The sequence below is a fragment of the Micromonospora sp. A202 genome (genome assembly GCF_006715105.1).
GTDB lineage: Bacteria > Actinomycetota > Actinomycetes > Mycobacteriales > Micromonosporaceae > Micromonospora > Micromonospora zamorensis.
The window spans coordinates 1445241-1471826 of sequence record NZ_VFMP01000001.1 but is presented as its reverse complement, the minus strand read 5'-3'; the positions used below and the strand labels follow the sequence as shown (position 1 = coordinate 1471826).

Genomic DNA, 26586 nt, shown 5'->3' with positions numbered 1-26586 from the left:
CCCGCGGTGGGGGTCAGGCGCTGGCGCGGTGGACCAGCTGGGTGTCCAGGAGGATATGCGGGGCCGGGAGGTCGTCGCCGCGGATGCGGGCGACCAGCAGGCGGGCCATCTGTCGACCCATCTCCTCCACCGGCTGGAAGACGGTGGTCAGCGGCGGCTCGGCCTGTTTGGCGATCGTGGCGTCGTCGAAGCCGATCACCGCGACGTCCTCGGGCACGCGCCGGCCGGCCTCGCGCAGGGTACGCAGCGCGCCGAACGCCATGAGGTCGGACGCCACGAAGACCGCGTCCAGGTCCGGGCAGGAGTCCAGTAGCCGGCGCATGGCGGCCGCGCCGCTGCCCTCGCTGAAGTCGCCGTACGCGATCAGGTCGGGGTTGACGCCGCCCCCGGTGGCCTTGACCGCCTCGGTGTAGCCGGCCAGGCGGGCCAGGCCGGCGCCCATGTCCTGTGGCCCGGCGATGGTGCCGATGCGTCGGCGCCCCAACCCGGTCAGGTATTCCACCGCCTGCCGAGCCCCGCCAACGTTGTCCACGTCGACGAACCAGGCCGGTTGGGCGCCGGGTTGCAGCATCCGGGCGGGCCGACCGCCGAGCACGGCGGGCAGGCCGCGCTCCTCCAGCAGGGTCGGCAGCGGGTCGGAGTCGTGCAACGACAGCAGCAGCACCCCGTCGACGTGCTGGTTGGTCAGGTGGTGCTCGACCCGCTCCCGCTCGACCGGCGACTGCGCCATGGCCAGCCAGAGCTGCATCGGCGTCTCCAGCAGCGCGGAGCTGATGCCCCGCACGATCGAGGCGAAGAACGGCTCGGTGAAGACCCGCTCGCCGGACTCGGACACCACCAGGGCGACGGAGTCGGTGCGCTGGGTGACGAGCGCACGGGCAGCCCGGTTCGGCACGTACCCCAGCTCGGCGATGGCCTGCTGGACCGCGGCCCGTGCCTCCGGGCTGACCTGGGGCGAGCCGTTGACCACGCGGGAGACCGTGCCCCGGCCGACGCCGGCACGCGCCGCGACCGCGTCGAGGGTCGGGCGCCCGAGCGACCGGGTGCGCTGCGTTGTCATCGTCTGCTCCTCCGACGGCGGACGGACCCGGCGCCACCTGCGGGAGGTGGACGCCAGGACCGTCCTGATGGCTGGCCCGAGCCTATTGTGCGGCCAGACCGTTGCGCCGGATCACCGAGGCGTACCACTTGGCGCTGGACTTGGGGGTGCGGGCCTGGCTGTCGTAGTCGACGTGGATCATGCCGAACCGCTTGGTGTAACCCCAGGCCCATTCGAAATTATCCATCAACGACCAGGCAAAGTATCCCCGCAGGGGAACTCCGTCGTTGATCGCCTCGTGCGCGGCGCGCAGATGCGCGTCGAAGTAGGCCAGCCGGTCGACGTCGTCGACCTGCCCGTCGACCACCGAGTCGACGAACGCGGACCCGTTCTCGGTGACGTAGAGCGGCAGGTCGGTGTAGTCGTGCACCCGCCGCAGCGTCTCGGTCAGGCCCGGGGCGTCGATCTCCCAGCCCATGTCGGTGACCGGGACGCCCCGGGTGACGAACCGTACGTCCTCGCTGCCCGGCCAGCACGAGGGAGCACTGTCGGTCGCGACACCCTCGGTCGGTGCGGCGACCACGTGCCGGCTGTAGTAGTTGACCCCGACCAGGTCCAGCGGCGTGGAGATGGTCGCCAGGTCGCCGTCGCGCACGTGGCCGAAGTCGGTCACCGTGCGCAGGTCGGCCACGAGGTCCTCCGGGTACGACCCGCGCAGCAGCGGGTCCAGGAAGAACCGGTTGGCCAGCCCGTCGATCCGCCGGGCGGCGTCGGAGTCAGCAGGGGTGTCGCTGGCCGGGTCGACCGGGTAGAGGTTGACGGTCACGCCCACCTCGGCGGTCGGCCGGGCAGCCCGCAACGCCTGCACGGACAGGCCGTGACCGAGCATCAGGTGGTGCCCGGCGCGAACCGCGTCCGCCCCGTTGGTGCGGCCGGGGGCGTGCACACCGGAGCCGTAGCCGAGGAACGCGGAGCACCACGGCTCGTTCAGCGTAGTCCAGTAACGCACCCGGTCACCGAGCGCGTCGGCCAGCAGCGTCGTGTAGTCGGCGAAGCGGGCCGCGGTGTCCCGGGCCGGCCAGCCGCCGGCGTCTTCCAGCGGCTGCGGCAGGTCCCAGTGGTACAGGGTGAGCCACGGCTCGATGCCGTTGGCCAACAGTTCGTCGACCAGCCGCCGGTAGAAGTCCAGGCCCTGCGGGTTGGCCGCGCCCGTTCCGCCGGGCTGCACCCGGGGCCAGGAGACCGAGAAACGGTACGACTTGAGGCCGAGCTCCGCCATCAGCGCGACGTCGTCGCCGAGCCGGTGGTAGTGGTCGCACGCGACGTCCCCGGTGTGCCCGGCGACGACCCGACCCTCGGTGTGGCTGAAGGTGTCCCAGATCGACGGGGTGCGACCGTCCACGGCCGCCGCCCCCTCGATCTGGTACGCCGCAGTCGCGGCCCCCCAGAGGAATCCGGGTGGAAAGGTCAGCCCGGGGCGCTCGTCGAGGACGTCGACGGCGGGTGGGCTGGCGGGGTTGCTCACGACTTGACGGCACCTTCCATGATCCCGCCGATGATCTGGCGGCCGAACACGAGAAAGACGAGCACGAGGGGGATGGTGCCGATCGCCGTGGCGGCGAACACCTGGGAGTAGTCGGTGTAGTAGGCGTACGAGAGGAAGGAGAGCGAGACCTGGAGGGTCGGGTTCTCCGGGGTGAGGATGGCGTACGGCCAGATGAACGAGTTCCAGGTCTCCATGAAGGTCAGCAGACCGAGCACGCCGGCGGCGGGACGTAGCGCGGGCAGCACGATGCTCCAGTAGATCCGGAACGTGCTCGCCCCGTCGACGCGGCCGGCCTCGATCAGCTCGTCGGAGATGGCCTGGCTGGCGTACTGCCGCATCATGAACACGCCGAAGGCGCTGACCAGGAACGGCACGGTGACCGCGTAGAGGGTGTCGTACCACCCCAGGTCCTGCATCATGGACCAGAGCGGGATGAGGCCCATCTGGGTCGGGATCATCATGGTGACGATGATCGCCAGCAGAAGAGCGTTGCTGCCCCGGAACTTCAGCTTGGCGAAGGCGAACCCGGCCAGCGAACCGGTGAGCACCACCGACAGGGTGACCACCGAGGAGACGATGATCGAGTTCATCATGCCGGTGAGGAAGTTGGCGGCGTCGTTGTCGAGCACCCGCCCGAAGTTGTCACCGAACGCCCCGCCCGGGGTGAGCGGCGGCGGCACGTCGTTGATGTTGTCCAGGCTGCGACTGCCGATCACCAGCATGTAGTAGAACGGGTAGATCGACAGCAGTGCCGCCAGGATGAGCGCCACGTAGGTCAGCGGGCTGGTGCGCCACAGGCGCTGGGAAGCCGAGATCATCGATCTCTCCTCACTTCGCCGAGCGGCGGACGAGTAGGAAATTGAACAGCGACACCACGACGATGATCATGAAGATGGCCCAGGCGACCGCGGCTCCGTAGCCGGCGGTGTTCAGGTTCGCGATGCCCATCTCGTACATGTACATGGCCAGCGTCTGGAACTCCCGCTGGCTGCCGCCGAGAATGTTGCCGTTGGCGAAGAGCAGCGGCTCGGTGAAGAGCTGCATGCCGCCGATCGTGGACAGGATGACCACGAAGGTGAAGGTGGGCTTGAGCATGGGCAGGGTGATCTGCCAGAACTGCCGCCACGGGCCGGCGCCGTCGATCTCCGCAGCCTCGTAGAGGTCCTTCGGGATCGCCTGCATGCCGGCGAGCAGGATCAGGGTGTTGTAACCGGTCCACCGCCAGTTGACCATCGATGAGATGGCGAACCACGAGCTCCACCGCTGCCCGTCCCAGTCGACCGGGTCGACACCGACGAAACTGAGCAGCCAGTTGAACAGGCCGAACTCTCGCTGGAACAGCATCCCGAAGACGATCGCGACCGCGGCCACCGACACCACGTTCGGCATGAAGATGGCCATCCGGAAGAAGGTCTTGGCGCGCAGGAAGGTCCGGTTGAGCAGGTTCGCCAGGAAGAGGGCGAGCAACAGCTGCGGGATGGTCGACATGGCGAAGATGCCGAACGTGTTGACCAGCGCGTTCCAGAAGTACTCGTCGGAGAACAGCCGGGTGTAGTTGTCGAAGCCGATGAACGAGTGATCGCCGATCATGTCCCAGTCGTGCAGAGACATCCAGGCGGTACGCACCATCGGATACAGCCCGAACGCGCCGAAGATCAGGAAGAACGGGGCGATGTAGAGGTACGGCGAGTACTTGACATCGAGGCGGTTGAGTAGCCTTCCCCGGCGCTGCCGGGAAGGGAGATCGGGAGAAGGCGGTGCTGCTGGCGACGGCGGTGCCGTCGTGGCCGACAGGCTCATGCGAATTTCCTTTTCCGGCGAGGCCCGGGGGCCCTCGCGCAGGGCGCTACGCGGAGGGGACCGGCCGGTGGCGTCCGGGAAGCCCCGAACGCCACCGGCAGGGAATCACTCAGAAGGCACCCTGAGTCTTGGCGTCCTTCGTGAACTGCTCCCAGGCCTTCGCCTTGTCGGCCTGCCCGCTCTCGAACGCCCGCAGGGCCGGCTCGAGTGCGTTCTCCTTGATCGCCTGGTGCTTCGGGCCCAGGTGGGTCGGCTGGATCTTGGCGACGCTCTCCCCGAAGATCTTGCCGGTCGGCGCGTTGCTGAAGTACTCGTTGGTGTAGCTGATGAACGCGTCGTTCTTCAGCGCCTCCAGGTTGGTGGGCAGCGGGCCCTTGGCCTTGAAGGCCTCCACCTGGCTCTTCGCGTTGGTCAGGTACTCGGCGAGCTTCGCCGCCTCCTTCGGGTACTTGCTCTGCGCCGGAACCGCGAGCCACGAGCCGCCCCAGTTACCGCCGCCGCCCGGCACCGACGCCACGTCCCACTTGCCCTTGTTGGCCGGACCGGAGTTCTCCGTGACGATGCCGAGCATCCAGGACGGGCAGAAGGTCGCCGCGAAGGTGCCCTGCTTGAAGCCACCGGACCACTCCGGCGACCAGGTCTGCGCCTTGGCGGAGATGTCCGCCATCGAGGTGGCGGTGTCCCAGGCGTTCTTCACCGCGGGGCTGGTGTCCGCGATGATGTTGTCTTCCTTGTCGTAGAACAGGTCACCGTTGCCCTGGAACATCACGCCGTTGGAGACGGCGGTGATCGAGTCGATGAACGCCTTGCCGCCGCTGCCCTGCTTGTACTTCCGGCCGGCCTCGTGGAAGCCGTTCCAGTCCGACCAGAGCGCCGACACCTGGTCGCGCTCGGTGGGCAGGCCGGCAGCCTGGAACAGGTCCTTGCGGTAGCAGACGGCGAGACTGCCGACGTCGGTCGGCAGGCCGATCAGCCGGCCGTCGGGCGCCTTGCCCAGCTCCCACTTCCAGGGCAGGTATTCCTTGGAGTGGTCCGAGACCAGCGGCGCGAGGTCGGACCAGTTGCGCGCGTTGGGCTTGAACTCGTTGAGGATGCCCTCTTCCAGGGCGGTGACGTCCGCCGCACCCTTGCCGGTGGCCAGGTAGCGGACCAGCTTCGGCCGGTACTCGGCGAGCTGCGCGGTCTTGCGCAGCTCGACCTTGATGCCGGTGTCCTTCTCGTACTGCTTGACGAGCTCGTCGTAGCCCATCTCGCCGAAGGTGTCGACGACCAGCTTGGCTGGCTTCTCGCCGGCCGCCGGCTTGTCGTCGTCGTTGCCGCAGGCTGCGAGACCGCCGATAGCGGTGATCGCGGCCAGGGCAGCGGCCGCCAGGCGGGTACGCCGCGTGGTGACACTCATTCGCTGACCCCTCTTTCCGGTGGTGAGGCTGGATGTGTCGTGGTGGGGTGCTCATCACGCCTGGCCGGGGATGCGTCAGTGACCCATGCCACCCTCGGGAGCGCTCCCATGAGATTGCCGACAGGTAACGGGAGTGTCAATAGGGCGATGGGAGCGTTCCCAGATCGTTACCGCTCAGCTCACCTGGTAACTCCGCCTCGCAACTCCGCCTCGGACCGGCGGAGCTTCAGCAGAAGCGGCGGAGCAGGGTGGTGGTCTGGTCCGGGTCGAAGCGGGACGGGTCGAAGGAAGAGCCTGCCCATTCGTGCAACAACCCGTGGCCAGGGCTGACGAGGTCGGCCGGGTCGGCCGGGACGGTCGGGTCGTCCAGGAGCACCTGGTAGCCCAGCGGCCCGCCGACGCCCTCGGGCGGGCACGCCCGCTCACCGTCCAGGCAGACCGGGTACCGCTCGTCGGGGTCGGCGGTCAGCGCGTCCTCCACGACCAGGTCGTGCTCCCACCAGTCACCGAAGTCGTACGTGTAGGAGAACCGGCTGCCCTTGCCGAGCACCGCGTCCAGCCGCACGTCCAGCTCGTCGTGCAGCGCCAACTCGCCGTCCGGGTCGGGGTCGCCGTACTGCACGGCGTCGATCTCGAACGAGTGCAGGTGGCAGTCCCGCCAACCCATCGCGTGCTGCACCACCCGGTGCAGCCGGTCCAGCGTGTAGCCGGCCGGCACGAGCACCCGGCGCCACACCGGCGGGCGGACGCCGGCGAGGGACATCTTCAGCTGGAAGATCTGACGCGGCATGCTGTCCTGTCCTCCCGCGGCTTAGGCTGCGAGCATGATCTGCCGAGCGTGCCGGGCCCGGCGACACGACGACTGCCCGGGCCGGAACTGGTGCGACTGCCAGCACCGTACCGCCGAACCGACCCCTCCCGTCACTGGTCCGGCCGGCGAATGAGCGTCGGAATTCCGATCCGACGGCTCTGGCCCGAGCCTTCGACGCAACAACTCGACGACGCCGCGCTGACCACGCTCTACGGCCGCGCCGACCAGCCCCGACTCCGGGTCAACTTCGTCGCCAGCCTGGACGGCGCGGTCACCCTGGACGGCTATTCCGCAGGGCTATCCGGCCAGCCGGACAAGCGGGTGTTCGGCGTGCTGCGGATGGTCTGCGACGCGCTGGTGGTGGCCGCCGGCACGCTGCGCCACGAGGGATACCGGGCGGTCCGCCTCGACGAGCGCCGCCGCGCCTGGCGACGCGAGCACGGGCTGGCCGAGTATCCGACGCTGGTGGTCGTCTCCGGTTCGCTCGACCTCGATCCGGCGCAGGCTGCCTTCGCCGACGCGCCGACCCGTCCGATCGTGCTCACCCACGCCGACGCCGAGCCACCGCCCGGCCTGACGGACGTCGCCGACCTGCTGCGCTGCGGCATCGGGCGGGTCGACCTGGCCGCCGGCCTCGCCGAGCTGCACCGACGCGGGCTCACCCAACTGCTCTGTGAGGGCGGCCCGCACCTGTTCGGCGCGCTCACCGCCGCCGACCTGGTGGACGAGCTGTGCCTCACCGTCGCGCCGCTGCTCGCCGGGCCCGGCCCGGGCCGGATCACCGCCGGCGAGGCCGCACCGCCCCGGCACCTGCCACTGCGGCACGTGCTGGCCGCCGAGGACGGCGTCCTCCTGCTCCGCCACGTCCGTCCGTGAAATCTCAGTCGATGAGCACCGCCCCGGGAGCCCACGGGATCTGGTATCGCCGGCCGTCCTCGGTGCTCGCCCAGACCTGCACCTCTTCGTACGGCTCGGCGGCGACCACCTCGACCACCGCGCCCCGCGGCGCCGCACCGAGCGGATGCAGCACGCCGTTGGCGACGACCTCGACGGTACGCCCCTGAGGCACCTGGACCAGGACGTAGAGCCGGCCGCCGGAGCGACGGGCCACGGCAACGCCCAGCCCACCGCCGGCGGATCGGACAGCCGCGCAGACCACATCACCGTCGACGCAGGCCAGGTCGTACGAGAGGTGGTCGAGCAACCGGCGCGGTTCGCCCACGTCCGGGGCGGTCAGGACCTCGACCGCCTGTCCCCCGGCGGCACGCTCCTCGGCGCGTGGTTCGCGCCGGATCAGCACGAGCGTCTCCGTACCGACCCGGCCGACCGCCACGACCTGCGCCTGCGTCACCGGTCGACCGTCGGGACCGACGATCCCGACCGGAACCTCGGCAGCGGCGATCGGCCCGGTGCCCCCGCCCTCGCTGCCGGCCGGCCCCAGTTGCGGGAGCAGCAGTGCCCCGGCGGCGACCACCATGGCCACCGTGCCACCCGACAGCAGCAGACGCCGACGGCGACGCGCCCGGCTTCTCGTGACGACCCGTTGCGCGAGACCGGGTGGCAGCTCCACGGTCGCGACGGCGTGGTCGAGCAGGGCGGCCACCTCGTTGTCACGCATGGTTCTCCTCCGCGAGGTCTAGGTCGAGTGGGGGAACACCGGCCGCCTCCAGTCGGGCCCGTAGGCGGTGCAGGCCACGGGAAGCCTGGCTCTTCACCGAGCCCACAGAACATTCCAGTTCGGCAGCAGCCTCCGCCTCGGAGAAGCCGAGCCAGTACCGGACCACCACCACCGCCCGCATCCGCGGTGGAAGCTCCCGCAGTGCCGCCAGCAGCAACTCCCGGTCGTCGACCCGGGTAGTCTCATCCTGCTGCGGCACCGCGTCCGGAAGGCCGGCGACCCGACGTCGGTTCCACGGAGAGCGCCACCGGCTGACCAACCGGTTCGTCATGGCACGACGCAGGTAGGCCTCCGGTTGCCGTTGCCGGACCACGGGCCAGCGCGGATACGCCTGCTCCAGCACCTCCTGCAGCAGGTCCTCGGCGTCCGCCCGCTGCCCGGTGATCAGTACGGCGAAGCGGAGCAGTCGCGGGCCGCTCGTCGCGACGAAAGCGCCGAAGTCGTCATTCATACGTGCTCCATGCCTAGGTAACGCGACCGGTGCCTCGGGGGTTGAGTCCGGACCTCGCGCGGTGACACGCCTACACGACTCCCGCCCACCTCATGCGCTCGGTCGAGCACCCAGCGTCATGAGTGTGACGGCGCATGGTGTCGTCCGCCGCGTCGCGTGGCGACCTGTCGTACTCCTCGGGCAGGATGCACCTCATGGTTCCCGACCGTGTTGCCCGACCGACCCGAGTCGCCCGATGACCGACGCCGAGCTCGACAGCCCGGGCGAGGTGGTCGGGCGGGTGCTGGGCACCGCTGACGCCACCCCGTTGCAGTTCTGGACGGCCGTGGCACCCGGCAGCTATCTCCAGCTCGACGACGTCGTGGTCACCCGACGGGAGCTGCCGGACCGGGAGCCGGTGACGATCGCCGGCGTGGTCACCCAGGTCCGCGCTCGACACGAGGGCGCCCAGTTCGAGTCCGACGTGTTCGCCATCGCCGACGGCACGCTGCCCGCGCAGGTGCAGGAGGCCGCCGAGGTCACCACCACCCGGGTCGATCCGGAGCTGTACGTGCCGCCGACCCCCGGCGCGGTGGTGCACCGGGCCGAGGGCGACGCCCGGGCGCGCGCGCTGCACTTCGACCGGATGGAACGGCGCATCCCGATGGGGATGGGTCGGGACGGCGTCCCGGTCTATCTCAACGCCGACTTCCTCGACGGCAGCCGCGGCGCACACGTCTCGATCTCCGGCATCTCCGGGGTGGCCACCAAGACCAGCTTCGCCACCTTCCTGCTCTACTCGGTGTTCCGCTCCGGGGTGCTGGGCGGCGACGCGGTCAACGCCAAGGCGCTGATCTTCAACGTCAAGGGTGAGGACCTGCTCTTCCTGGACCATCCCAACACCCGCCTCGACGATCCCACCCGTGCGGCCTACGCGAAGCTCGGCCTCAGTGCCGGCGCCTTCCCCGACGTGCGGGTCTACGCCCCGCCCCGGGTCGGTGACGCGGCCGGCACGCCGGATGTGAGCAGCCGGCTCACCGGGGTGGACTCGTTCTACTGGACGCTGGACGAGTTCTGCGCCGACCGTCTCCTGCCGTACGTCTTCGCCGACGCCGACGACGAGCGCCAGCAGTACACGATGGTGGTCCACTCGGTGGCCGCGCACCTGGCCCGCTACGCCCAGCCGGCCGACGGCGGGGTGAGCATCGACGGGGTCCGGCTCGGCTCCTACGGCGACCTGGTCGACCACATCGTCGACCAGCTCAACGACGACGAGACCCGCTCCGACTGGGCGGGCAGCGCGGTCGGCCTGGGCACCGTCAACGCGTTCGCCCGGCGGTTGATCGGCAGCAAGAAGGACCTGGCCCGGCTGATCCGTGGCGACCTCGCCACCCGTCGCCCGCACTCGATCAACACCAGCGAGTCCGCGCAGGTCACCGTCGTCGACCTGCACAACCTTCCGGACCGCGCCCAGCGGTTCGTGGTGGGTGTGACGCTGAAGAGCGAGTTCGAGCGCAAGGAGAAGTCCGGCACCGCCAAGCCGTTGCTCTTCGTCGTGCTCGACGAGCTCAACAAGTACGCCCCCCGAGAGGGCTCCTCGCCGATCAAGGAGGTGCTGCTCGACATCGCCGAGCGGGGCCGCTCGCTCGGGGTGATCCTGATCGGCGCGCAGCAGACGGCGAGCGAGGTGGAGCGGCGCATCGTCACCAACTCAGCGATCCGGGTGGTCGGCCGGCTCGACCCGGCCGAGGCGTCCCGCCCGGAATACGGCTTCCTCCCGCCCGCACAGCGCCAGCGGGCGCTACTGGCCAAGCCGGGCACCATGTTCGTCAACCAGCCGGACATCCCGGTGCCGCTCTGTCTGGAGTTCCCCTTCCCGGCCTGGGCCACCCGGGTCTCCGAGGCGGGCCGGGCACCATCGGAGACGCTGCGCTCGATCACCCAGTCCGCCGACCCGTTCGCCGTGGTGGGCTCCGGCGGCGGCAGCACCGACGACGACATCCCGTTCTAGGCAGGGGCCAGCCACAGCAATGAAGATCCTGCACACCTCCGACTGGCACGTGGGAAAGGTGCTCAAGGGGCAGTCCCGGGCCGAGGAACACAAGGCCGTGCTGGCCGGGGTGATCGACATCGCCCGTGCCGAGCAGCCGGATCTGGTGATCGTCGCCGGTGACCTCTACGACACCGCCGCGCCCACCTCGGAGGCGACCCGTCTGGTCACCCGGGCGCTGACCGCGCTGCGTCGCACCGGCGCGGACGTGGTGGCGATCGGCGGCAACCACGACAACGGCCCGGCGCTGGACGCGCTGCGGCCGTGGGCCGATGCCGCCGGCATCACGCTGCGCGGCGGGGTGCGGGAAAATCCGGACGAGCACGTCATCGACGGCACCACCGCCGGCGGCGAGCGGTGGCAGCTGGCCGCGCTGCCGTTCCTGTCCCAGCGGTACGCGGTGCGCGCGCTGGAGATGTACGAGCTGACCGCGGCGGAGACCAACCAGACGTACGCCGACCACCTGGGCCGGGTGCTCGGGCGACTGACCGAGGGGTTCACCGAACCGGACCGGGTGCACCTGGTCACCGCGCACGTCACGGTGACCGGCGCGACCACCGGTGGCGGCGAACGCGACGCGCACACGGTGCTGGGCTACGCCGTCCCGGCCACCGTCTTCCCGGCCACCGCGCACTATGTGGCGCTGGGCCACCTGCACCGGGCGCAGCGGGTCATCGGCCCCTGCCCGGTGCGCTACAGCGGCAGCCCGCTCGCTGTCGACTTCGGTGAGCAGGAGAACGTCCCCTCGGTGACGATTGTCGAGGTGACGGCCAGCACCGCCGCCCGAGTGCGGGAGGTGCCGGTGACGGCGGCGAGCGCGCTGCGGACGGTGCGGGGCACCCTGGCCCAGCTCGCCGAGATCGAGGCACCGGACGCCTGGCTGCGGGTGTACGTGCGGGAGCAACCCCGCGCCGGCCTGCGCGAGGAGGTGCAGGAGCTGCTGCCCCGGGCGCTGGAGATCCGCATCGACCCGGAGCTGCTGGCAGCGCCGGGCAGCGGTGCCCGCATCGCGCAGCGCTCGGGGCGTTCGCCGCGGGAGTTGTTCGCCGACTACCTGGACAGCCGGGGCCACGCCGACGAGGGCGTGCAGGAACTCTTCGACGAGCTCTTCGAGGAGGTCGAGCACTGATGCGTCCGATGCGCTTGGACATGGCCGGGTTCACGGTCTTCCGGGACGACACCACAGTCGACTTCACCGACGCCGACTTCTTCGCCCTGATCGGCCCGACCGGTTCGGGCAAGTCCACAGTGCTGGACGCCATCTGCTTCGCGCTCTACGGCATGGTCCCCCGCTGGGGTGGCGCCCGGGGGCTGGCGAACGCGCTCGCGCCGTCGGCGACCGAGGCCCGGGTGCGGCTGGTCTTCGAGTCCGGCGGGGCCCGCTACGTGGCGACCCGGGTGGTCCGGCGGGACGGCCGGGGCAATGTGAAGACCGCGAACGCCGGGTTGCAGCTGATGCCAGCCGGCTTCGACGTGACCAAACTGGACACCGGGTTGAGTCCGGACGACCTCGGTGAGGTGGTGGCCGGCACCCCCGCCGAGATGGAGCAGGCGGTGCTGGAGGCGGTGGGGCTGCCGTACGAGCAGTTCACCAGCTGTGTGGTGCTGCCGCAGGGGCAGTTCGCCGATTTCCTGCACGCCAAGCCGGCGACGCGGCAGCAGATCCTGGTCAACCTGCTGGGCCTCGGCGTCTACGAGGACGTGCAGAAGAAGGCGACGGCGCGTGCCGCGCAGGCGGACGCCCGACTCGACGCGGTCGACCAGGTGCTCGCCGGGCTCACCGGCGTGGACGACGAGGCGTTGGCTGAGGCCGAAGCCCGGGTCGAGCGGATGGCCGAGCTGGCGGCGGCGGTGACGGCCGCGGTGCCGGAGCTGGCGGCGGCCCGGACCACCGCGCGCGAGGCGGCGGCGGCGCTGACCGCTCTCGACGACGAGCTGTCCGTGCTGACCGGGATCCGCGCGCCGCGCGGGGTGGCCGAGGTGGCACGCGCGGTCACTGCGGCGCGGGCCGACGCCGAGGCCGCGGCGACGGGCGTGTCGTTGGCCGAGGAGAGCGAGGAGAAGCTGCGCGGGGAGCTGGCCGGCGCTGGCGACGAGAGCGCGGCGCGGCTGCTGCTGCGGGCGTACGACGATCGGGACCGGCTGTCCGCTGAGGCCGACACGGTCCGGGCGGCGGTGCGCGCGGCGAGCGACGAGCATGCCACGGCGGTGGCCGCGCTGGCGGTGGCCCGCGCGGAGGCCGAGCAGGCCGAGGTCGACCTGGAGGCGGCCTTCCGGGCGCACGAGGAGGCGAAGGCCACCGACCTGGCGGTCAGTCTGCGGGTGCACCTGCATGCCGGCGCGCCCTGCCCGGTCTGTGAGCAGCCGGTGGCGCAGGTGCCGGCGGTGCCGGCCGATTCGGCGGTGGCGGCCGCGACGGCGGCGGGCAAGGCGGCGCGGGCCGCGACCAAGGCCGCGCAGACCGCGGTGCGGCAGCGGGACGAGGCGGCGCGTGACCTGGAGCGCCTGCTGGTGCAGGCGCGGGCCCGGCAGGAGCAGGTGGACTCCCGGCTGGCCGAGCTGGACGGGCAGCTCGCCGGGGCGGCGGAGCCGGCCGTGTTGCGCCGGGAGTTGGCCGAGCACGCCCGGTTGCGGCGCGCCCTGGAGGAGGCGGCGACAGCGGTGCGGGCGGGCCGCGAGGCCGCACGTCAGGCCCGGGCCGGGGTGGATGCCGCCGAGGAGCGGCTGCGGGCGGCCTGGCGGGCCTTCGACACGTCCCGCGACGGGTTGGCGCGGTTCGGCCCGCCGGCGACCGATCGGGACGATGTGGCCGCCGCGTGGGCCGCGTTGACCGGTTGGGCGACGACCGAGGCCGACCGCCGCCGCGAAGATCGGGCGAGCCGGGCGGTCGCCGTCGCCGAGGCCGAGTCGGTGGCTGACGCGGTGCGGCGGCGCATCGCCGGCATCTTCGCCGACGCCGACGTGCCGGTCGGCGAGGACCCGGTGCACGCCGCGACCGTCGCGGTGGAGCGGGCCGACGCCGACCTCCGCCGGCTGCGGGAGCGCCGGGAGCAGGCCGGGACGCTGCGCGAGCAGCGTGCCGGGCACGAGCGGGAGGCGCAGGTGGCGCGGGCGCTCGCCGGGCACCTGCGGGCCAACAACTTCGAGCGGTGGTTGCTGGCGGAGGCCTTGGACCTGCTGGTCGACGGCGCGTCGGGGATCCTGCGGGAGCTGTCCTCCGGCCAGTACGAGCTGGTGCACGACAAGGGCGAGTTCGTGGTGGTCGACCACCACGACGCGGGGCTGCGCCGGGGCGTTCGCACCCTCTCCGGGGGTGAGACGTTCCAGGCGTCGTTGGCGCTGGCCCTGGCGCTCTCCGAGCAGCTTGCCGGGATGTCGACCACGGCGGCCAGCTTGGAGTCGATCGTCCTGGACGAGGGCTTCGGCACGCTCGACGCGGCCACCCTGGACACGGTGGCCGCCACCCTGGAAAACCTGGCCGCCCGGGGTGACCGGATGGTCGGCGTGGTCACCCACGTCCCGGCGCTGGCCGAGCGGATCCCGGTCCGGTTCGAGGTGCGCAAGGACGCGCGTTCGGCGCGCATAGAGCGGACGGGCCGGTGAGCGCGAGGAGTGCAGCGCAGCGGAGCCCCGCAGTCGCGAACGAAGGGCCAGCTCGGTGAGCGACGCCGCGTTCTTCGTCGACTCGTGGGATCCGGCGTACGGGGCGTCGTTCGAGGCGTCCGCTGCCGGGCCGGCCGCGCCGAGCAGCGCGCAGGTCGACGCGGACGCCGAGGTGCCCGCTGTCGACTGGCGGGCGATCGGGGTACGGGCGGGGGTGCGGGCGCCCGACGTGGTGCTGCTGGTCGACGGGGTTCGCCGGATCGACGCGAGCATCTGGACGGCCGAGACCGACGGCGTGTCGTTTCCCGGGTTGGCCGCCTCGTACGCGGCCGGGGTGGTCCGGTGCGACCTGGGCCGGGGTGCGGCGCAGTTGGCCGGCACCCGGGTAGGCCGGGGTCTGTTCACCGCGAGCCCGTCGGCGCAGGACGTGGTGGCGGGTGCGATCCGCTATCCGGTGCACCGGGTGGGTGGCACCGGTGAGCTGGCGAAGTTGCCGGCCGCGGTGCAGGGCCCGCTGACCGCGCTGGAGGTGGCGGTGTCCGACGCCGCCCGGGTCGACGGTGACCTGCTGGTGGTGGACGGCCCGTTGCGGAGTCGCCGGCAGTTGCCGCGCACCCTGGGTTACATCAAGACGCAGCACAGCCAGTACCTGGATGCCCGACTGACCGCGGTGGTGACCGGTATGGCGTCGGGTGAGCGCTCACCGGTGTTCCGGCTCGGCACCGCCTGGGGTGGCTGGTCGTGGTATCTGCGGTTGCCGGTGGCGGTCGGCGCGCCGTGGGCGGGCATCGTCCGGGTGGAGTGCTCGGCTGATCTGCCCGTCGAGGCGGCGATCGAGCTGGCCGACCTGTCGCTGGTCACCCTGCCGCGTTTCGCCTCCACCCCGTACAAGGATCCCCGCGCCCCACAGAACCTGATCCCGATCGCCGGTCTGGAACGCCGACTGCGTGCCCTGCTCGGCGACTCCCGACTGCTGCACCGCGCGTTGACCGCCGCGGCTCGCGCCGCGCGGTAGACGGGCGCTGATCACGATGGGACGTAAACGGGCGGCTGACCGGGTGGTCGAGCAGGTCGACACCGGGCAGGCCGAGCTCGTTCCGGATCCGGACCGGGCGGGCTCGTGGACCCTGCTGCTGGACGGCGCGCCGCAGTCGCACGTCGACCTGACCGACCCCACCCACCTGGAATTCGAGTACGTGCGACGGCTGGCCGCCGCGCTGGACCTGATCGCGCCCGCCGGTGAGCCGCTGCGGGTGCTGCATCTGGGCGGTGGGGCCCTGACCCTTCCCCGGTACGTCTCCGCAACCCGTCCCGGGTCCACCCAGCGGGTGTCCGAGGTGGACGGCGCGTTGGTGGAGCTGGTCCGTCGGGCGTTGCCGTGGCCGTCCGACACCCGGCTGCGGGTGCGGGTGGAGGACGCGCGGGCGGTGTTGACATCCACCCGCGACGCCAGCTACGACGTGGTGGTCGCCGACGTGTTCGCCGGTGCCCGTACCCCGGCTCATCTCACGTCCGTGGAGTACGCGGCGGAGGTGGCTCGGGTGCTGCGCCCCGCGGGTTGGTATCTGGCGAACCTGGCCGACGGCCCACCGCTGCGGCACGCCCGCGCGCAGGTCGCCACGGTCCGCTCGGTGCTGCCGCAGGCCTGTCTGGTGGGCGACGCGTCGGTGTTGCGTGGCCGCCGGTACGGCAATCTGGTGCTGGTCGCCGGGCGGGTCACACCGCCGGTGCCGGAGCTGACCCGGCGCGCCGCCGGTGACTGGTTTCCGGGTCGGGTGGTGGCCGGCGACGACCTGGACCGCTTCGCCGGTGGGTCCCAGATCGTCCGGGACGCCGACGCGACCGGCTCCGATCCCCCGCCTCCCGGGCTGTTCTCGGTCCGCCGCTGACGGTCCACCCGACACCGGCGCAGAACTTTTTCTCGCGGTTTGTTGATCCGTTCGGGGCGCTGGCGCGTACCACCGGGCGGCCCACCTCGTGGGCCGGCGTTGGTGACGGACATCCCGGAGGTCTGCATGCATGCGGTGGCGGCCGGTTGGCATGGCGACGCGGTACGCGCGGACTGGTTGTCGGCGCGGTCCTCGTCGCGGCCGACGCCCCCTGCTCGGGGGGTCGACGCGCACGCGACGTCTCGCCAGAATGGTCCGGTGACGCCGCGACCGGCGCCCGGGCGCCATCAGGCGACGACAACCGAGGCCAGCCATTCCGACCAGTTGATCCGTCAGCTCTACGCCGAGCACGCCGGTCCGCTGCTGATGTTCGTGATGCGTCTCACCGGGGGGGATCGGCAGCGTGCGGAGGACATCGTCCAGGAGACGCTGCTGCGGGCCTGGCGCAACGCGCACCGCCTCGGCACGCAGGGGCAGGGCTCGCTGCGGCCGTGGCTCGTCACGGTGGCCCGTCGGATCGCCATCGACGAGCACCGCAGCCAGGAGGCCCGGCCACCTGAGACGTACGACCGGGACCTCACCGCGTTCGCCGAGGCGGACAGCACCGACCGGGTGTTGCGCACGATGACGGTGGCGGACGCGCTGCGTACGCTCAGTCAGTCGCACCGGGAAATTCTGATCTCGACGTACTTCCGGGGGCGCACGGTCCCGGAGGCGGCCGAGGAGTTGGGGCTGCCGCTCGGCACCGCCAAGTCGAGGGTCTACTACGCGCTGCGCGCGCTGCGCACGGCTCTGCAGGAGCGGGGGGTGACAGAATGAGCCGGCCGGACCACATGGACGTCGCGGCGTACGCGCTCGGTGTGCTCGACGAGCAGGATACCGAGCGGTTCGAGGAGCATCTCGCGACCTGCTGGGCGTGTGCGGCGGAGTTGGAGACGATGGTGCCGGTGGTCGGGCTGCTCTCCGACATCGACGGCGAGACGATGATGGCGCTGGAGCAGACGGCGACCGATCCGGCGTTGTTGAACCGGACGCTGGGCGCGGTCCGGGCCGATCGTCGGCGTACCCGATTCCGGCAGATGTTGGCGACGGCCGCCGCGGTGGTGGTCTTCGGCGGACTGAGCGGGTACGGGTTCGTCAGCGTGACCGACAGCGGCTCGACTCCGGTCGCCGGCCCGACGTCGAACGCACCGATCGACCCGCAGACCAGCGGGCCGACTGCTCCGCCGAGCGGCCCTGGTGTGGGCGGCACGGAGGAGGAGGGCGACCAGGTCGACGCGACCGACCCGACCACGGGCGTGCAGACGACAGTGTTCCTGGTCAAGCGGGAGTACGGCACCCGGATCAATTTCAGCCTGCGGAAGCTGCCCGGCCCGCGCGTCTGTCGGCTGGTGGTGGTGCGCAAGAACGCCGACCCCGAGGTGATTTCGACCTGGTCGGTGCCGGAGGGTGGTTACGGCACCAGCACCCGCCCGCAGGGTCTTGAGTTGAGTGCCTCGACGTCTGCTCTGGTGAGTGAGATCAAACAGCTCCAGGTGCAGTCGATCGATGCCAATGGTGTGGCGAGTCCGCTGGTCACGGTCCCCCTGTAGTCGCGCGTACGCTTCGGCGCCGGTCATTGTCACAATGACCGGCGTCGATCTGTCGTTGTGGGGATTTCTCCCCTGCGGGGGCGTACGTATCGCTGCCCCGATCGGTTCAATCAAAGAACGTGAAATTGACCACTGTTACTACTTCAACCTTGACAGCCCACTTCCCGTACCTATGGGTGAACTGCCAAGAATGAGGAGGGCACGTGGCACAGATGAAGCGGACCGTCATCGTCGCGAGCGCGATGGTCGCACTAACGGCCTGCGCTCCCGCAGGTTACGACGGAGCGAACTCGAGCGCGGCCGAGCCGGTCGCCGTCGCCGCGGCCGAGCCCACCGCGTCGGTTGTACCCGAGGCGTCGGCGTCCGCGGAGGCGCCCGCCGCCGACGCGCCGCCCGCGAACGTGGACCTGACCGAGAAGTTGGTCGGCAAGAGCGTCGCCCGGATGGGCAAGGTGGTCACCGACCAGGACGGTTGGATCCTGTACCGCTTCGACAAGGACACCGCCGACCCGCCGTCGTCGAACTGCGTCGACAAGTGCGCCGAGGTGTGGCCTCCGGCGCTGACCGACGGCAACCCGCAGCTCACCGGCGTCTCCGACGACAAGGTCAGCAGCGTGACCCGCCAGGACGGCACCCGTCAGCTCACCGTCGGCGGCTGGCCCGTGTACCGCTACATCGGCGACAAGAAGCCCGGCCAGTGGAAGGGCCAGGCTGTTGGTGGCACCTGGTTCGTGGTCCAGCCGGACGGCAAGAAGAACCTCAGCTGCCTGCCCACCTCCACGCCGAAGGCGGTCGCACCTCCCGCGGACAGCGGCTCGAACGACGCCGGCGGCTCGGGCTACTCGTACTGAGCCCGTTCGTCACAAGGGCACGGTGGTCGGTCGTCGCCGGGGAGGGCGCGACCGGCCACCGTCGTGTCCGGAGGTTCAGCGGCACCGTCACCGCCACGCGGCGGTGGACAGCCGGAGGTTGCGCTCACTCCCTCGTTCGAACTGGCTGGCGATGGGGAAGTAGGCACCGAGGAACGCCTCGAGGATCCTTGCCTGATCCTCCGCCGGCACGTCGCCGTCGTGGTAGTCGTTCAGGCAGAACACGTCGAACGCCCGGCTGGCCAGCAGGCTGTCCAGCCGCGGCAGGTGAGCGGCCAGGCCGACGTTGGCAAAGGTGCAACGGACCGACCCCGCCGTCGTCCGTCCGCTCATCAGCCCGAAGTGGTGCGCGAGGGACGAGAGCATGGACACGTCGTCGGTCGACCGGAGCCGGTTGGCCGCCGTCTGTCGGACCGCCTCCGGGAATGCCGCCTCGACCTCGTAGAGGGTGCTGCGCCGATGTGCGTGCGGCGCGTGCAGGAACGCGTGGATCAGCGTCTTGCCGAAGGCCTCCTCCAGCAGCCGGCGATTGTTCTTGCCGGCCACCGCGAACGCCTCGTCGTCGAGATTGGGGGACGTGAGCGGGATCTGTGTGGGGCTACGGAACGACTTGGGGAGCCCACCCGGGTTGAAGAACATGTCGGGGCCGAACAGGCGACCAAAGAAGACGTCGTCGTTGAGGTAGACGAAGTGCTCGGACAACCCCTCGATGTGGTGCAGCTGAGTTTCGATGGCGTGGGAGTTGTACGTCGGCAGCACCCCCGGGTCGCTGAAGATCTCCCGGTGGTCGACGATCCGGACCTTGGGATGCGTGGTGTCGAGCCACTCCGGCACCTGGCCGTCGGTGACGATCCAGATCCGGTTCGCCCACGGTGCGAAGAGGTCGACCGACCTCAGCGAATACCTCAGCTCGTCCCGGCTGCGGAAACGTGCGGCGCCCTGCAGCGAATCATGCTCGGCGTACCCGATCCCCAGAGCCTGCGCCCGACGGCGCGCCCAGGCCGGGTCCGCTCCGTCCACCCAGGTGTAGACGAGATCGATGGGGAAGGTGATCTCGTCAGCGAGCCGTCGCGTGAACGGATCGACGGATCGGTAACTCTGCCCGCCCACGGTCACCACGGCGGGGGTGAGGGATTCGGCTGCCAACCGGTCCCCCACCAGGGTCCGGGATGGGCCGCAGAGGTCCGTTCCCTCCTCGGCGGTGTGCCAGAACTCCACGGCACACCCGTAGATGGTGCCCATCCGCAGCGTCTGCGACAGGGTCATTGCGGGTTCGAAGACTCGCAGCCACGAGGCTGTGGCCATCGCGGTGACCCCTGGTGTGGCTGCGGCCGGCCAGACCCCCATCGTGCGGTTCCGCTGGTCAAAGGCCTCCACGTAGACCGGGCGACCGGCGTATCGACGGGCGAGGGCGGCCACGACGGACTGTCGGGCCTCCTCGCGAACGGCCACCCGGAAGGTCGGCGACATCTGTCGGACGAGGAAGTAGTCGATGCCCGCGGTGTCGAGACTGTCCACCGTCAGGTCGAGGTTGTCCCGCGCGACCTCGTACGGCGTGGAGTCCCGCAGGCGCGTCAACTGCCCCCGAGTCCAGATCAGGTCCTCGCGTCCGGCCTCGACTCCAGCAGCCCATGCCTCGACATCGACAGTGCCCACGCTGCGGGCGGCGGCTTTGCTCGGCACCACGTTGGGTGCCGCCCTGCGGGCCTGGTTGGCCGCAACCGCGGCGAATCGCCGTTCCGTCCATCCAGGACCGTCACGGTCGGCGAGCAGGTCGGTGAAGAGCTGTTCCCACTGCGGCATCACCCGGTCGACCGAGAAGCGCTCCACATCGCGCAAGGCGGCGTGCCCCATCGTGTGCCGCAGCCCATCGTCCTCGATGAGCTTGCGCAGTGCGGCGGCGAGTTCATCGATGTTGTCGGGAGCGACCAGGAATCCGGTTTCGCCATCCTCGATCACCTCACGCGGCCCATTGGGACAGTCGTACGCCACCACCGGGACGGCAGCGCTCATCGCCTCGATCAGGGTGAGACCGAAGGACTCGACGCGGGACGTCACCATCGCGACCGACGCCTTGGCCCACTCGTCCTCGATGCTCTCCGTCGGACCGAGCAGTTGGACCTGATTGCCGAGTTTGAGGCCGGCTATGCGCTCCTCCAGCCGCGCCCGTGAACCGCCCCCGAAGATGCGCAGCCGCCAGTCGGGGTGGTCCGGGGCGATCTGGGCGAAGGCGGCGATCGCGTGCTCGAACTGCTTCTCAGGGCTCAACCGACCCGCCATGACCACGCTGCGGGTCTCCCGGGTCGACCGCGGCCGGTAGCCCTCCTCGATCGGGTTGGGCAGCACGACCAGCCGGGGAGCAGCGTCTCCCAGAAGGTCGGCGAACCAGTCCCGGGTGGGTTGGGAGAGCAGCGCGATCGCGTCGGCCCGGGCTGCGAAGAGCCCGAAAGGCTCACCGGAGGAACCCCGCAGCTCGGCGACACGGTGCTCCTGCGCGACGATCACCACGCGTCGGGGCAATAGCTTCGCGGCGACGGCGAGCAACGCGGGAGTGGTGGTGACCACCACGTCGGCGTCGTTCTCGCCAAGTACGCGTTCGAGTTCGAGGTCGGACAGCGCGGAGAACGCGCCCTCCCAGTGTCGCTGCACCAACGTGCTGGGCTCGGCGGCGAGCGTCTCGGCGACGGCGTCGGGCATCCCGCCCCGCACTGGCCGGACCACACCCTCACGGGTGTCGAGAAGGTGCACCAGCCGAACCGCGGGATCCACCTCGAAGGGCATCTCGTCGCGGGTGCGGAGGACTCCGACGATCTCCACCTCGTGCCGACGGGCCAGCCAGTTCGCCTGCCGTAGGACGGTGCGTTCCGTGCCACCGATGGCATCGGCCCAGGTGAGCAGATAGGTGATCTTCATGAGTTGCCGTCCGTCGGGCGGGATTGGATGGGCAGGCAGGCCAGGGCGAGGCTGCCTGCCGGGGTGAAGTAGGGGCGGACGCGGACTGAACGGCCGGGCGCGGCCCAGACGATCGCCGCCGGCGGCCGGAGGGACTTCTTGGGGTTGGTGAGATCGTGCAGCACCGTGCCGACGCGCAGCCGGCGGGACTCGGCGTGCAGCCGGACGTCGAAGATCCGCTCTCGAACGTGCCTGGCCTCCGTCATCGCCGACAGCGGCAGGCTGAACCGCAGCAGGTCGGGGCCGACCAGTTCACCCTGGACCCGGAGAGACTCGCCGCCACCGCGCGGCTCCAGCCCCACCTCCACCGGCCCGTCGGCCCGCCAACCGAACGTCCGCACCTGGAGGCTCGCCCCGGTCCAGTCCAGGCGGACGTCGGTGAGTTCGGCCAACGCCCCGGGAGCCGTGACGGCGAGCGCGAGTCGGCCAGCTTGGTCGGTCACCGGCCGGTACCGGTATCCCGAGTCGGGACAGGGCGGGGCAGACACGGTGGGGCCGGCAGCTCGTTCGGTCGCGCCTCCGACCACCCGGACGGGGTCTCCCCCACCCGTCTCGCTGACCAGGCGGCACTCCACCCGCCACGAGCCACCCGAGGGTAGGTCCAGGCCGCCCGGCCGAGCGCAGAGCAGGACGGCGGCGGACACGGCCAGACCGTCACCGGCGTGACGCAGGTCAGCGGGCACGGTGAGCCGCGTACTCCCACGGACGAGGTGCAGCTCGGCACCGACGACGTCGGCGGCGAGCGCGGGCGGCACCTCGAGGTCCAGGTTGAGGGTGTGCCCGTCGAGCACACCCACGAAGCGGGCCTGGATCGACGATCCGGCCGGCAGCGCGGCCCGAAAGAGCCGCCGGGGGGCCGGTGCCCGCATCGTGCCCTTCAGCTGCGCCACCTGCCGGCCCAGTTGCCGGTCGGCCCGGCGCAGGGCGACCCGCAGCCGGGGCCAGCGCCGCAGCGCGTCGGACGCCAGATCGCGTAGGTGCGCCCCGTCCATGCCTGTCCCGCTCATGCCCGTCTCCGCCCGTTCTCTACGGCCGTCCAATCACCGAACTGTTCGCCACTGCCCGCCCGCCGCTGCCTGGCCGTCCAGAGCCGTCCATCCACCCCGACGGCACCAGCCACAACTCGTCCGCCGGCGTCCACCGCCACCGCCGGGGAGCCGACGAAGAGGACACCGGAGGTGGACCACGCTGTGGACACCCCCCGCCCCGCCGGCTGCCAGGACAGGCTGGTCGTACCGGTGTCATCGCGTTTCACCAGGACCGTACCGCCCGGATCTCGTGGCACCGCCGCCGCGGCTACCGGTCCGAAGCCGCCCCGGCCGTCGAGGCTCGCCGGGTTGACCGGCCAGCCACCGCCGACCCGCTGCCGCAGGGCCAGCACCCGACCGCTCTCCGCCTCGCGGAACACCAGCAGCAGCCGGCCGCCGGGCTCCTTCACCACTGTCAGCGGACCCGCCGGAGCCGGAACGGACAGCATCGATGGCCGTTCGAACGGCCCGTCGACAGTGGCCTGGCGCCAATGCAGCACCGCTTTGTGGGTTCCCGCGAACAGCTCGATGCGACCGTCGGCCGCGCTAGTAACCGCGAGCCCCTCCTGCACGACACTGCCGCCGAGGTCACCCCAGGGGCCCCAGGTGTCCGGGCCGGTCTGCGCGCGTCTGCTCACGCCGCGCCCGAAGTTTCGGACGAACACCTGTACTCGACCGTCGGCGCCGACAGCGGCAACCGGCATGCCCATCTCCAGCCGCCGAACCTCCGCGTCGACCGCGCCGTCCGCCGGGTTGCCCAGGTCCACCCAGGGCCCGAACGGTCCGCCCGGTTCCGACTCCACAGCGGTCACCAGGACGCGCCGGTGTCCCTCCCGCGCCAGGTCCAGCACCTGCCGGACACCGAAGAGGTGGATCCGAGCGTCGGCACCCACAAGCGCGTACAGATGCGGCACCAGCCCTGCCCCGTCGACCAGATCGGGCCCACTCCATTTCCCGCTGCCGGCTCGGGTCTCCCGCCACACCGATGCCTGGTCCCCGAGAACCCCGAACGCGGCGAGCCGCCCGTCGGCCTGTCGGAGCAGCCAGGAGCCGCTCCCGGGATAGCGGGGATGGGTGCTCTGCCCGTAACCGGGCACGTGGCCCTGATCGCCGACCTGGTAGTCGCCGCAACCCACCGGGTCCCCGCAGTCCCGGGGGACGCCTCCGTAGATGTCCAGCAGCGCCTTCTTAGCGGCGAACGCCTCCTGCCCAAGGTTCCGCGGCCAGTGCCGGTTGTAGTAGCCCCGGTAGCTCTCGCGTAGGACCGGCCGCCCGCCGGCCTGTTCGTAGCGTCGTACCGCCTCAAGGGCAAAGTACGCGCTGGCCGTGTGCGTGAGGTGGTCGGAGTAGGCGATCTCCCCGCTGGCGGCGTCGTAGGTCTTGTGGTCCGGATCGGGGTCGAGCAACCGCACGACGGTCGGCTCGACCTCCCGCAGCAGCGCCGTCAGCGCGGTGAGCAGTTGCTCGCGGTCGTACTCGCCGACAGCCCCCAACGGGCTGCCCGTCGGCCGCAGGGCCGGCAGCGCTGGCAGGCTCCCCTCCCACAACGCGCTGAGCCACCGGGGCGGCTCGTCCGCGACGGCGTCCTGCGTCCTCAGATTGAAGAAGACCAGGCGCACTGCGGGCGCGCCGACCAGGGTGGCGATCTCCACCGGCACGCCGCCCGCCAGCACCTGAGCGACCCGCGACCAGGCGGCCCTCCGGTCGCCGAGAGCCATCTGTGCGTACGCCGCCCGGATGCCGTTCTGGCGAGCTGCGGCGTAACCGGCGAAATCAACCGGAACGGCACGGCGATCGGGGTGGTTCTGGGGAGCGTTGCGGCCGTCCGACTCACTAGCGGCGAGATAGACCGCGGTGACCGGGGAACCGCTGTCGATCGCATGCTGCACGGCGGGGTTGAGGAAGAAGAGGTCGTCGTCGGGGTGCGCGACGACCTGGAGATAAGCCGCGAGGTGACGCGTCGACGTGGGATTGGCCCTGCCGACACCGTGTCTCAACCAGAACATGGCGTCACCCCCGGTCTGGGACAGCGACGACGGGTCGCCGAGCGATGGCGTGCAACGAGGGCGGCAACCATGTCAGGCCTTCTCCCACGGGCTGGGCACCGGGAAGTAGGTGTCGAGAAAGGGTGTGAGGACCGCGAGCTGGGCGGCCAGGTCCTCCTCGGACGAGAAGGCGTCGTTCAGACAGAAGACGTGCCGGTCCCGCCGGGCCAGCAGGTGCGCGAGTCGCGCGGGAGTGTCGGGGTGGGACAACTCGGCGATGGTGTATTCCAGCTCGCCCGGCGTGGCCCGACCGGTGTGGAACGCATAGTAGTGGTGCAGCGACGAGGCGACCGAGATGTCCGTCAGGCCACGGAACCGGCTCGCGGCGGTCCCACGGTGCGGTGCCGAGAACTCTTGCTCGATCTCGTACAGGACGCTGCGCCGCAGCGCGTGCGGCATGTGCTTCATCTTCTTGTTGAGCACTGTGCCGAAGCGCTCGGCGAGCAGTGCCCGATTGTTCTTCCCAGCGGCTGACGACGGAATGTCCTCGGCGCTCGGCGCTCCCGGCGGCACGAGCGCGGGCGACGGGAAGAAGCGGGAAATGCCGTTGGCCAGGAAGAAGTCCTGGGGCAGCACCTCGGTGCCGAGGAAGACGTCGTCGTTGAAGTACAGGAAGTGCTCGGAGAGCCCGTCGACGTGATGCAGCTGGCTCTCGATCGCGTGCGAGTTGTAGGTGGGCAACACCGATGGGTCGGTGAAAATCTCCCGGTGGCTGACCACGCGGATCCCCGGCACCGACGGGTCCAACCAACTCGGCACCTGGTCGTCGGTCACCAGGTAGATGTGCCGCACCCACGGCGCGAACAGATGCACCGACCGCAGCGAGTAGCGCAGCTCGTCGCGGCTGAGGAACCGAGCCGGACTCGCCGCCTCGGCGTGGTAGGGAATTCCGGTCACGGCGGCGCGTCGACGCAACCAGTCCGGATCTGTGCCGTCCACCCAGGTGTAGACGACGTCGATGGGGAAGGCCACGTCTTCCGGGGACCGGCCGGCGAACTCCGGCCGGCTTCGAACGGTCGTGCTGTCGGTGGGCGGCACCAGGCCGGTGAACAGCGACTCGGGTACGAGGACCGAAGGCGACGACACCTGGACCTGCTCCGCCACCGGGTTACGACGCGGGGCGACGAGCGTATCCCCCTGCCGGGTCCAGAACTCGACGTCGCAGCCGTACGCCAGCCCCAGCACCAGCCGGTGCCGGGGGTCGGTCCAGTACCAGGTCAGCCGCACAACCGGGGCGCCCGCAACCCGCTCCCACGTCTTCGGCTCGAACCCCGGGGCCGGGGGCCGCTCGCCGCTGGCCCGGGGTACGGAGACATAACCGGGCACCCGGGCGCACGCCGCCGCGAGCGCGGCGTACACCCGGCTGCGGTCACCGGCGTCAACGGCGACCACCGACGCCCTCGGTGACCGCCCCCGGACGCGAAAGTAGTCCACGCCAGCCTCGTCCAGCGCTGCCGTTACGGCCGTCAGATTCGCCGTCCTGGCACCCAGCGGCGTGACAGCCGCGTCGACTTTGGCGATCCGCGACCCGCGGTCGGCCGTCACCACCGCCCGATCACCACCCGCGAGCAGTTCCGGTTGCCGCCGGGCCAGCCGCTCGCTACGGCGTCCCGCCACCTGGGCGTCACGGGACGCCCGGGCGACCCACTGCTTCAGCTGGTGGCGCGCTCGCGGACTCACCTTCGTCGCAATGGCACGGCGGGTCTGCGCGCTCAACACCCGGCGGTAGACATCAACGAGCCCCGACGGTTCACCGAGCGCCCGGGGCGGCTCGGACGACGGCTGGGGTGCGGGGCGTACCAAGCTGGACTCCACTGGGGACGGTGTACGGAAAACACTGGCTGGGCGGCGCGGT

Annotated in this window: 21 protein-coding genes; 9 read left to right on the top strand and 12 right to left on the bottom strand. The window is 71.0% G+C overall.

What is annotated here, in order from left to right; genetic code table 11:
• Positions 1–13: 13 nt before the first annotated feature.
• From FBZ33_RS06850 to FBZ33_RS06825, 6 genes are all read right to left on the bottom strand, one after another.
• Positions 14–1060, bottom strand: coding sequence for a LacI family DNA-binding transcriptional regulator (locus FBZ33_RS06850; protein ID WP_141908397.1), 1047 nt, complete (start codon positions 1058–1060; stop codon positions 14–16).
• An 82-nt stretch (positions 1061–1142) separates the two neighbouring features.
• Positions 1143–2564, bottom strand: coding sequence for a GH1 family beta-glucosidase (locus FBZ33_RS06845; protein ID WP_141908396.1), 1422 nt, complete (start codon positions 2562–2564; stop codon positions 1143–1145).
• A complete protein-coding gene (locus FBZ33_RS06840; protein ID WP_088946871.1) occupies positions 2561–3403 on the bottom strand; it encodes a carbohydrate ABC transporter permease in 843 nt (280 codons plus the stop codon). The genes FBZ33_RS06845 and FBZ33_RS06840 overlap by 4 nt, the downstream gene beginning before the upstream one ends.
• Positions 3404–3413: 10 nt before the next feature.
• A complete protein-coding gene (locus FBZ33_RS06835; RefSeq protein ID WP_141908395.1) occupies positions 3414–4385 on the bottom strand; it encodes a carbohydrate ABC transporter permease in 972 nt (323 codons plus the stop codon).
• A gap of 109 nt (positions 4386–4494) precedes the next feature.
• On the bottom strand, positions 4495–5784 hold the full coding sequence (locus tag FBZ33_RS06830; RefSeq protein WP_141908394.1) for an ABC transporter substrate-binding protein: 1290 nt from the start codon (positions 5782–5784) through the stop codon (positions 4495–4497).
• A 226-nt stretch (positions 5785–6010) separates the two neighbouring features.
• Positions 6011–6574 (bottom strand): plasmid pRiA4b ORF-3 family protein, encoded by a 564-nt coding sequence (locus FBZ33_RS06825; RefSeq protein WP_141908393.1) that lies wholly within the window; start codon positions 6572–6574, stop codon positions 6011–6013.
• Between the two features lie 150 nt (positions 6575–6724).
• On the opposite strand from FBZ33_RS06825, the gene FBZ33_RS06820 reads away from it, so the two are divergent.
• Complete coding sequence (locus FBZ33_RS06820; protein ID WP_141908392.1) at positions 6725–7471, top strand: pyrimidine reductase family protein; 747 nt, start codon at positions 6725–6727, stop codon at positions 7469–7471.
• Positions 7472–7475: 4 nt separating this feature from the next.
• On the opposite strand, the gene FBZ33_RS06815 is transcribed toward FBZ33_RS06820, so the two are convergent.
• A complete protein-coding gene (locus tag FBZ33_RS06815; RefSeq protein WP_141908391.1) occupies positions 7476–8213 on the bottom strand; it encodes a hypothetical protein in 738 nt (245 codons plus the stop codon).
• Entirely contained in the window at positions 8206–8724 is a 519-nt protein-coding gene (locus tag FBZ33_RS06810; protein ID WP_141908390.1) for a SigE family RNA polymerase sigma factor, read from the bottom strand. The genes FBZ33_RS06815 and FBZ33_RS06810 overlap by 8 nt, the downstream gene beginning before the upstream one ends.
• A 235-nt stretch (positions 8725–8959) precedes the next feature.
• Here FBZ33_RS06810 and FBZ33_RS06805 point away from each other — a divergent pair, with 235 nt between their 5' ends.
• The 8 genes from FBZ33_RS06805 to FBZ33_RS06770 all read left to right on the top strand — a co-directional run bounded on the left by FBZ33_RS06805 (position 8960) and on the right by FBZ33_RS06770 (position 18688).
• Positions 8960–10714, top strand: a complete 1755-nt coding sequence (locus FBZ33_RS06805) for an ATP-binding protein (RefSeq protein WP_141908389.1) — start codon at positions 8960–8962, stop codon at positions 10712–10714.
• 19 nt (positions 10715–10733) lie between these two features.
• On the top strand, positions 10734–11882 hold the full coding sequence (locus tag FBZ33_RS06800) for an exonuclease SbcCD subunit D (RefSeq protein ID WP_099851514.1): 1149 nt from the start codon (positions 10734–10736) through the stop codon (positions 11880–11882).
• Complete coding sequence (locus FBZ33_RS06795) at positions 11882–14356, top strand: AAA family ATPase (RefSeq protein ID WP_141908388.1); 2475 nt, start codon at positions 11882–11884, stop codon at positions 14354–14356. The genes FBZ33_RS06800 and FBZ33_RS06795 overlap by 1 nt, the downstream gene beginning before the upstream one ends.
• A 55-nt stretch (positions 14357–14411) precedes the next feature.
• A complete protein-coding gene (locus FBZ33_RS06790) occupies positions 14412–15371 on the top strand; it encodes a hypothetical protein (protein WP_088946863.1) in 960 nt (319 codons plus the stop codon).
• 16 nt (positions 15372–15387) lie between these two features.
• Positions 15388–16245, top strand: coding sequence for a spermidine synthase (locus FBZ33_RS06785; protein ID WP_141908387.1), 858 nt, complete (start codon positions 15388–15390; stop codon positions 16243–16245).
• A 126-nt stretch (positions 16246–16371) separates the two neighbouring features.
• Positions 16372–17064, top strand: coding sequence for a sigma-70 family RNA polymerase sigma factor (locus FBZ33_RS06780; protein WP_088951545.1), 693 nt, complete (start codon positions 16372–16374; stop codon positions 17062–17064).
• Positions 17061–17837 carry an anti-sigma factor gene (locus tag FBZ33_RS06775; RefSeq protein ID WP_141908386.1) on the top strand — a complete coding sequence of 259 codons (777 nt, stop codon included), beginning with the start codon at positions 17061–17063 and terminating at the stop codon, positions 17835–17837. Before FBZ33_RS06780 ends, FBZ33_RS06775 begins: the two co-directional genes overlap by 4 nt.
• Positions 17838–18040: 203 nt before the next feature.
• Positions 18041–18688, top strand: a complete 648-nt coding sequence (locus tag FBZ33_RS06770) for a hypothetical protein (RefSeq protein ID WP_088946860.1) — start codon at positions 18041–18043, stop codon at positions 18686–18688.
• Positions 18689–18775: 87 nt separating this feature from the next.
• On the opposite strand, the gene FBZ33_RS06765 is transcribed toward FBZ33_RS06770, so the two are convergent.
• The 4 genes from FBZ33_RS06765 to FBZ33_RS06750 form a co-directional block, all read right to left on the bottom strand.
• On the bottom strand, positions 18776–21619 hold the full coding sequence (locus FBZ33_RS06765; protein ID WP_141908385.1) for a stealth conserved region 3 domain-containing protein: 2844 nt from the start codon (positions 21617–21619) through the stop codon (positions 18776–18778).
• Entirely contained in the window at positions 21616–22665 is a 1050-nt protein-coding gene (locus FBZ33_RS06760; protein ID WP_141908384.1) for a hypothetical protein, read from the bottom strand. Before FBZ33_RS06760 ends, FBZ33_RS06765 begins: the two co-directional genes overlap by 4 nt.
• Positions 22662–24692 carry a PIG-L family deacetylase gene (locus tag FBZ33_RS06755; protein ID WP_141908383.1) on the bottom strand — a complete coding sequence of 677 codons (2031 nt, stop codon included), beginning with the start codon at positions 24690–24692 and terminating at the stop codon, positions 22662–22664. Before FBZ33_RS06755 ends, FBZ33_RS06760 begins: the two co-directional genes overlap by 4 nt.
• 72 nt (positions 24693–24764) lie before the next feature.
• Entirely contained in the window at positions 24765–26546 is a 1782-nt protein-coding gene (locus FBZ33_RS06750) for a stealth family protein (RefSeq protein WP_221629435.1), read from the bottom strand.
• Between the last annotated feature and the right edge of the window lie 40 nt (positions 26547–26586).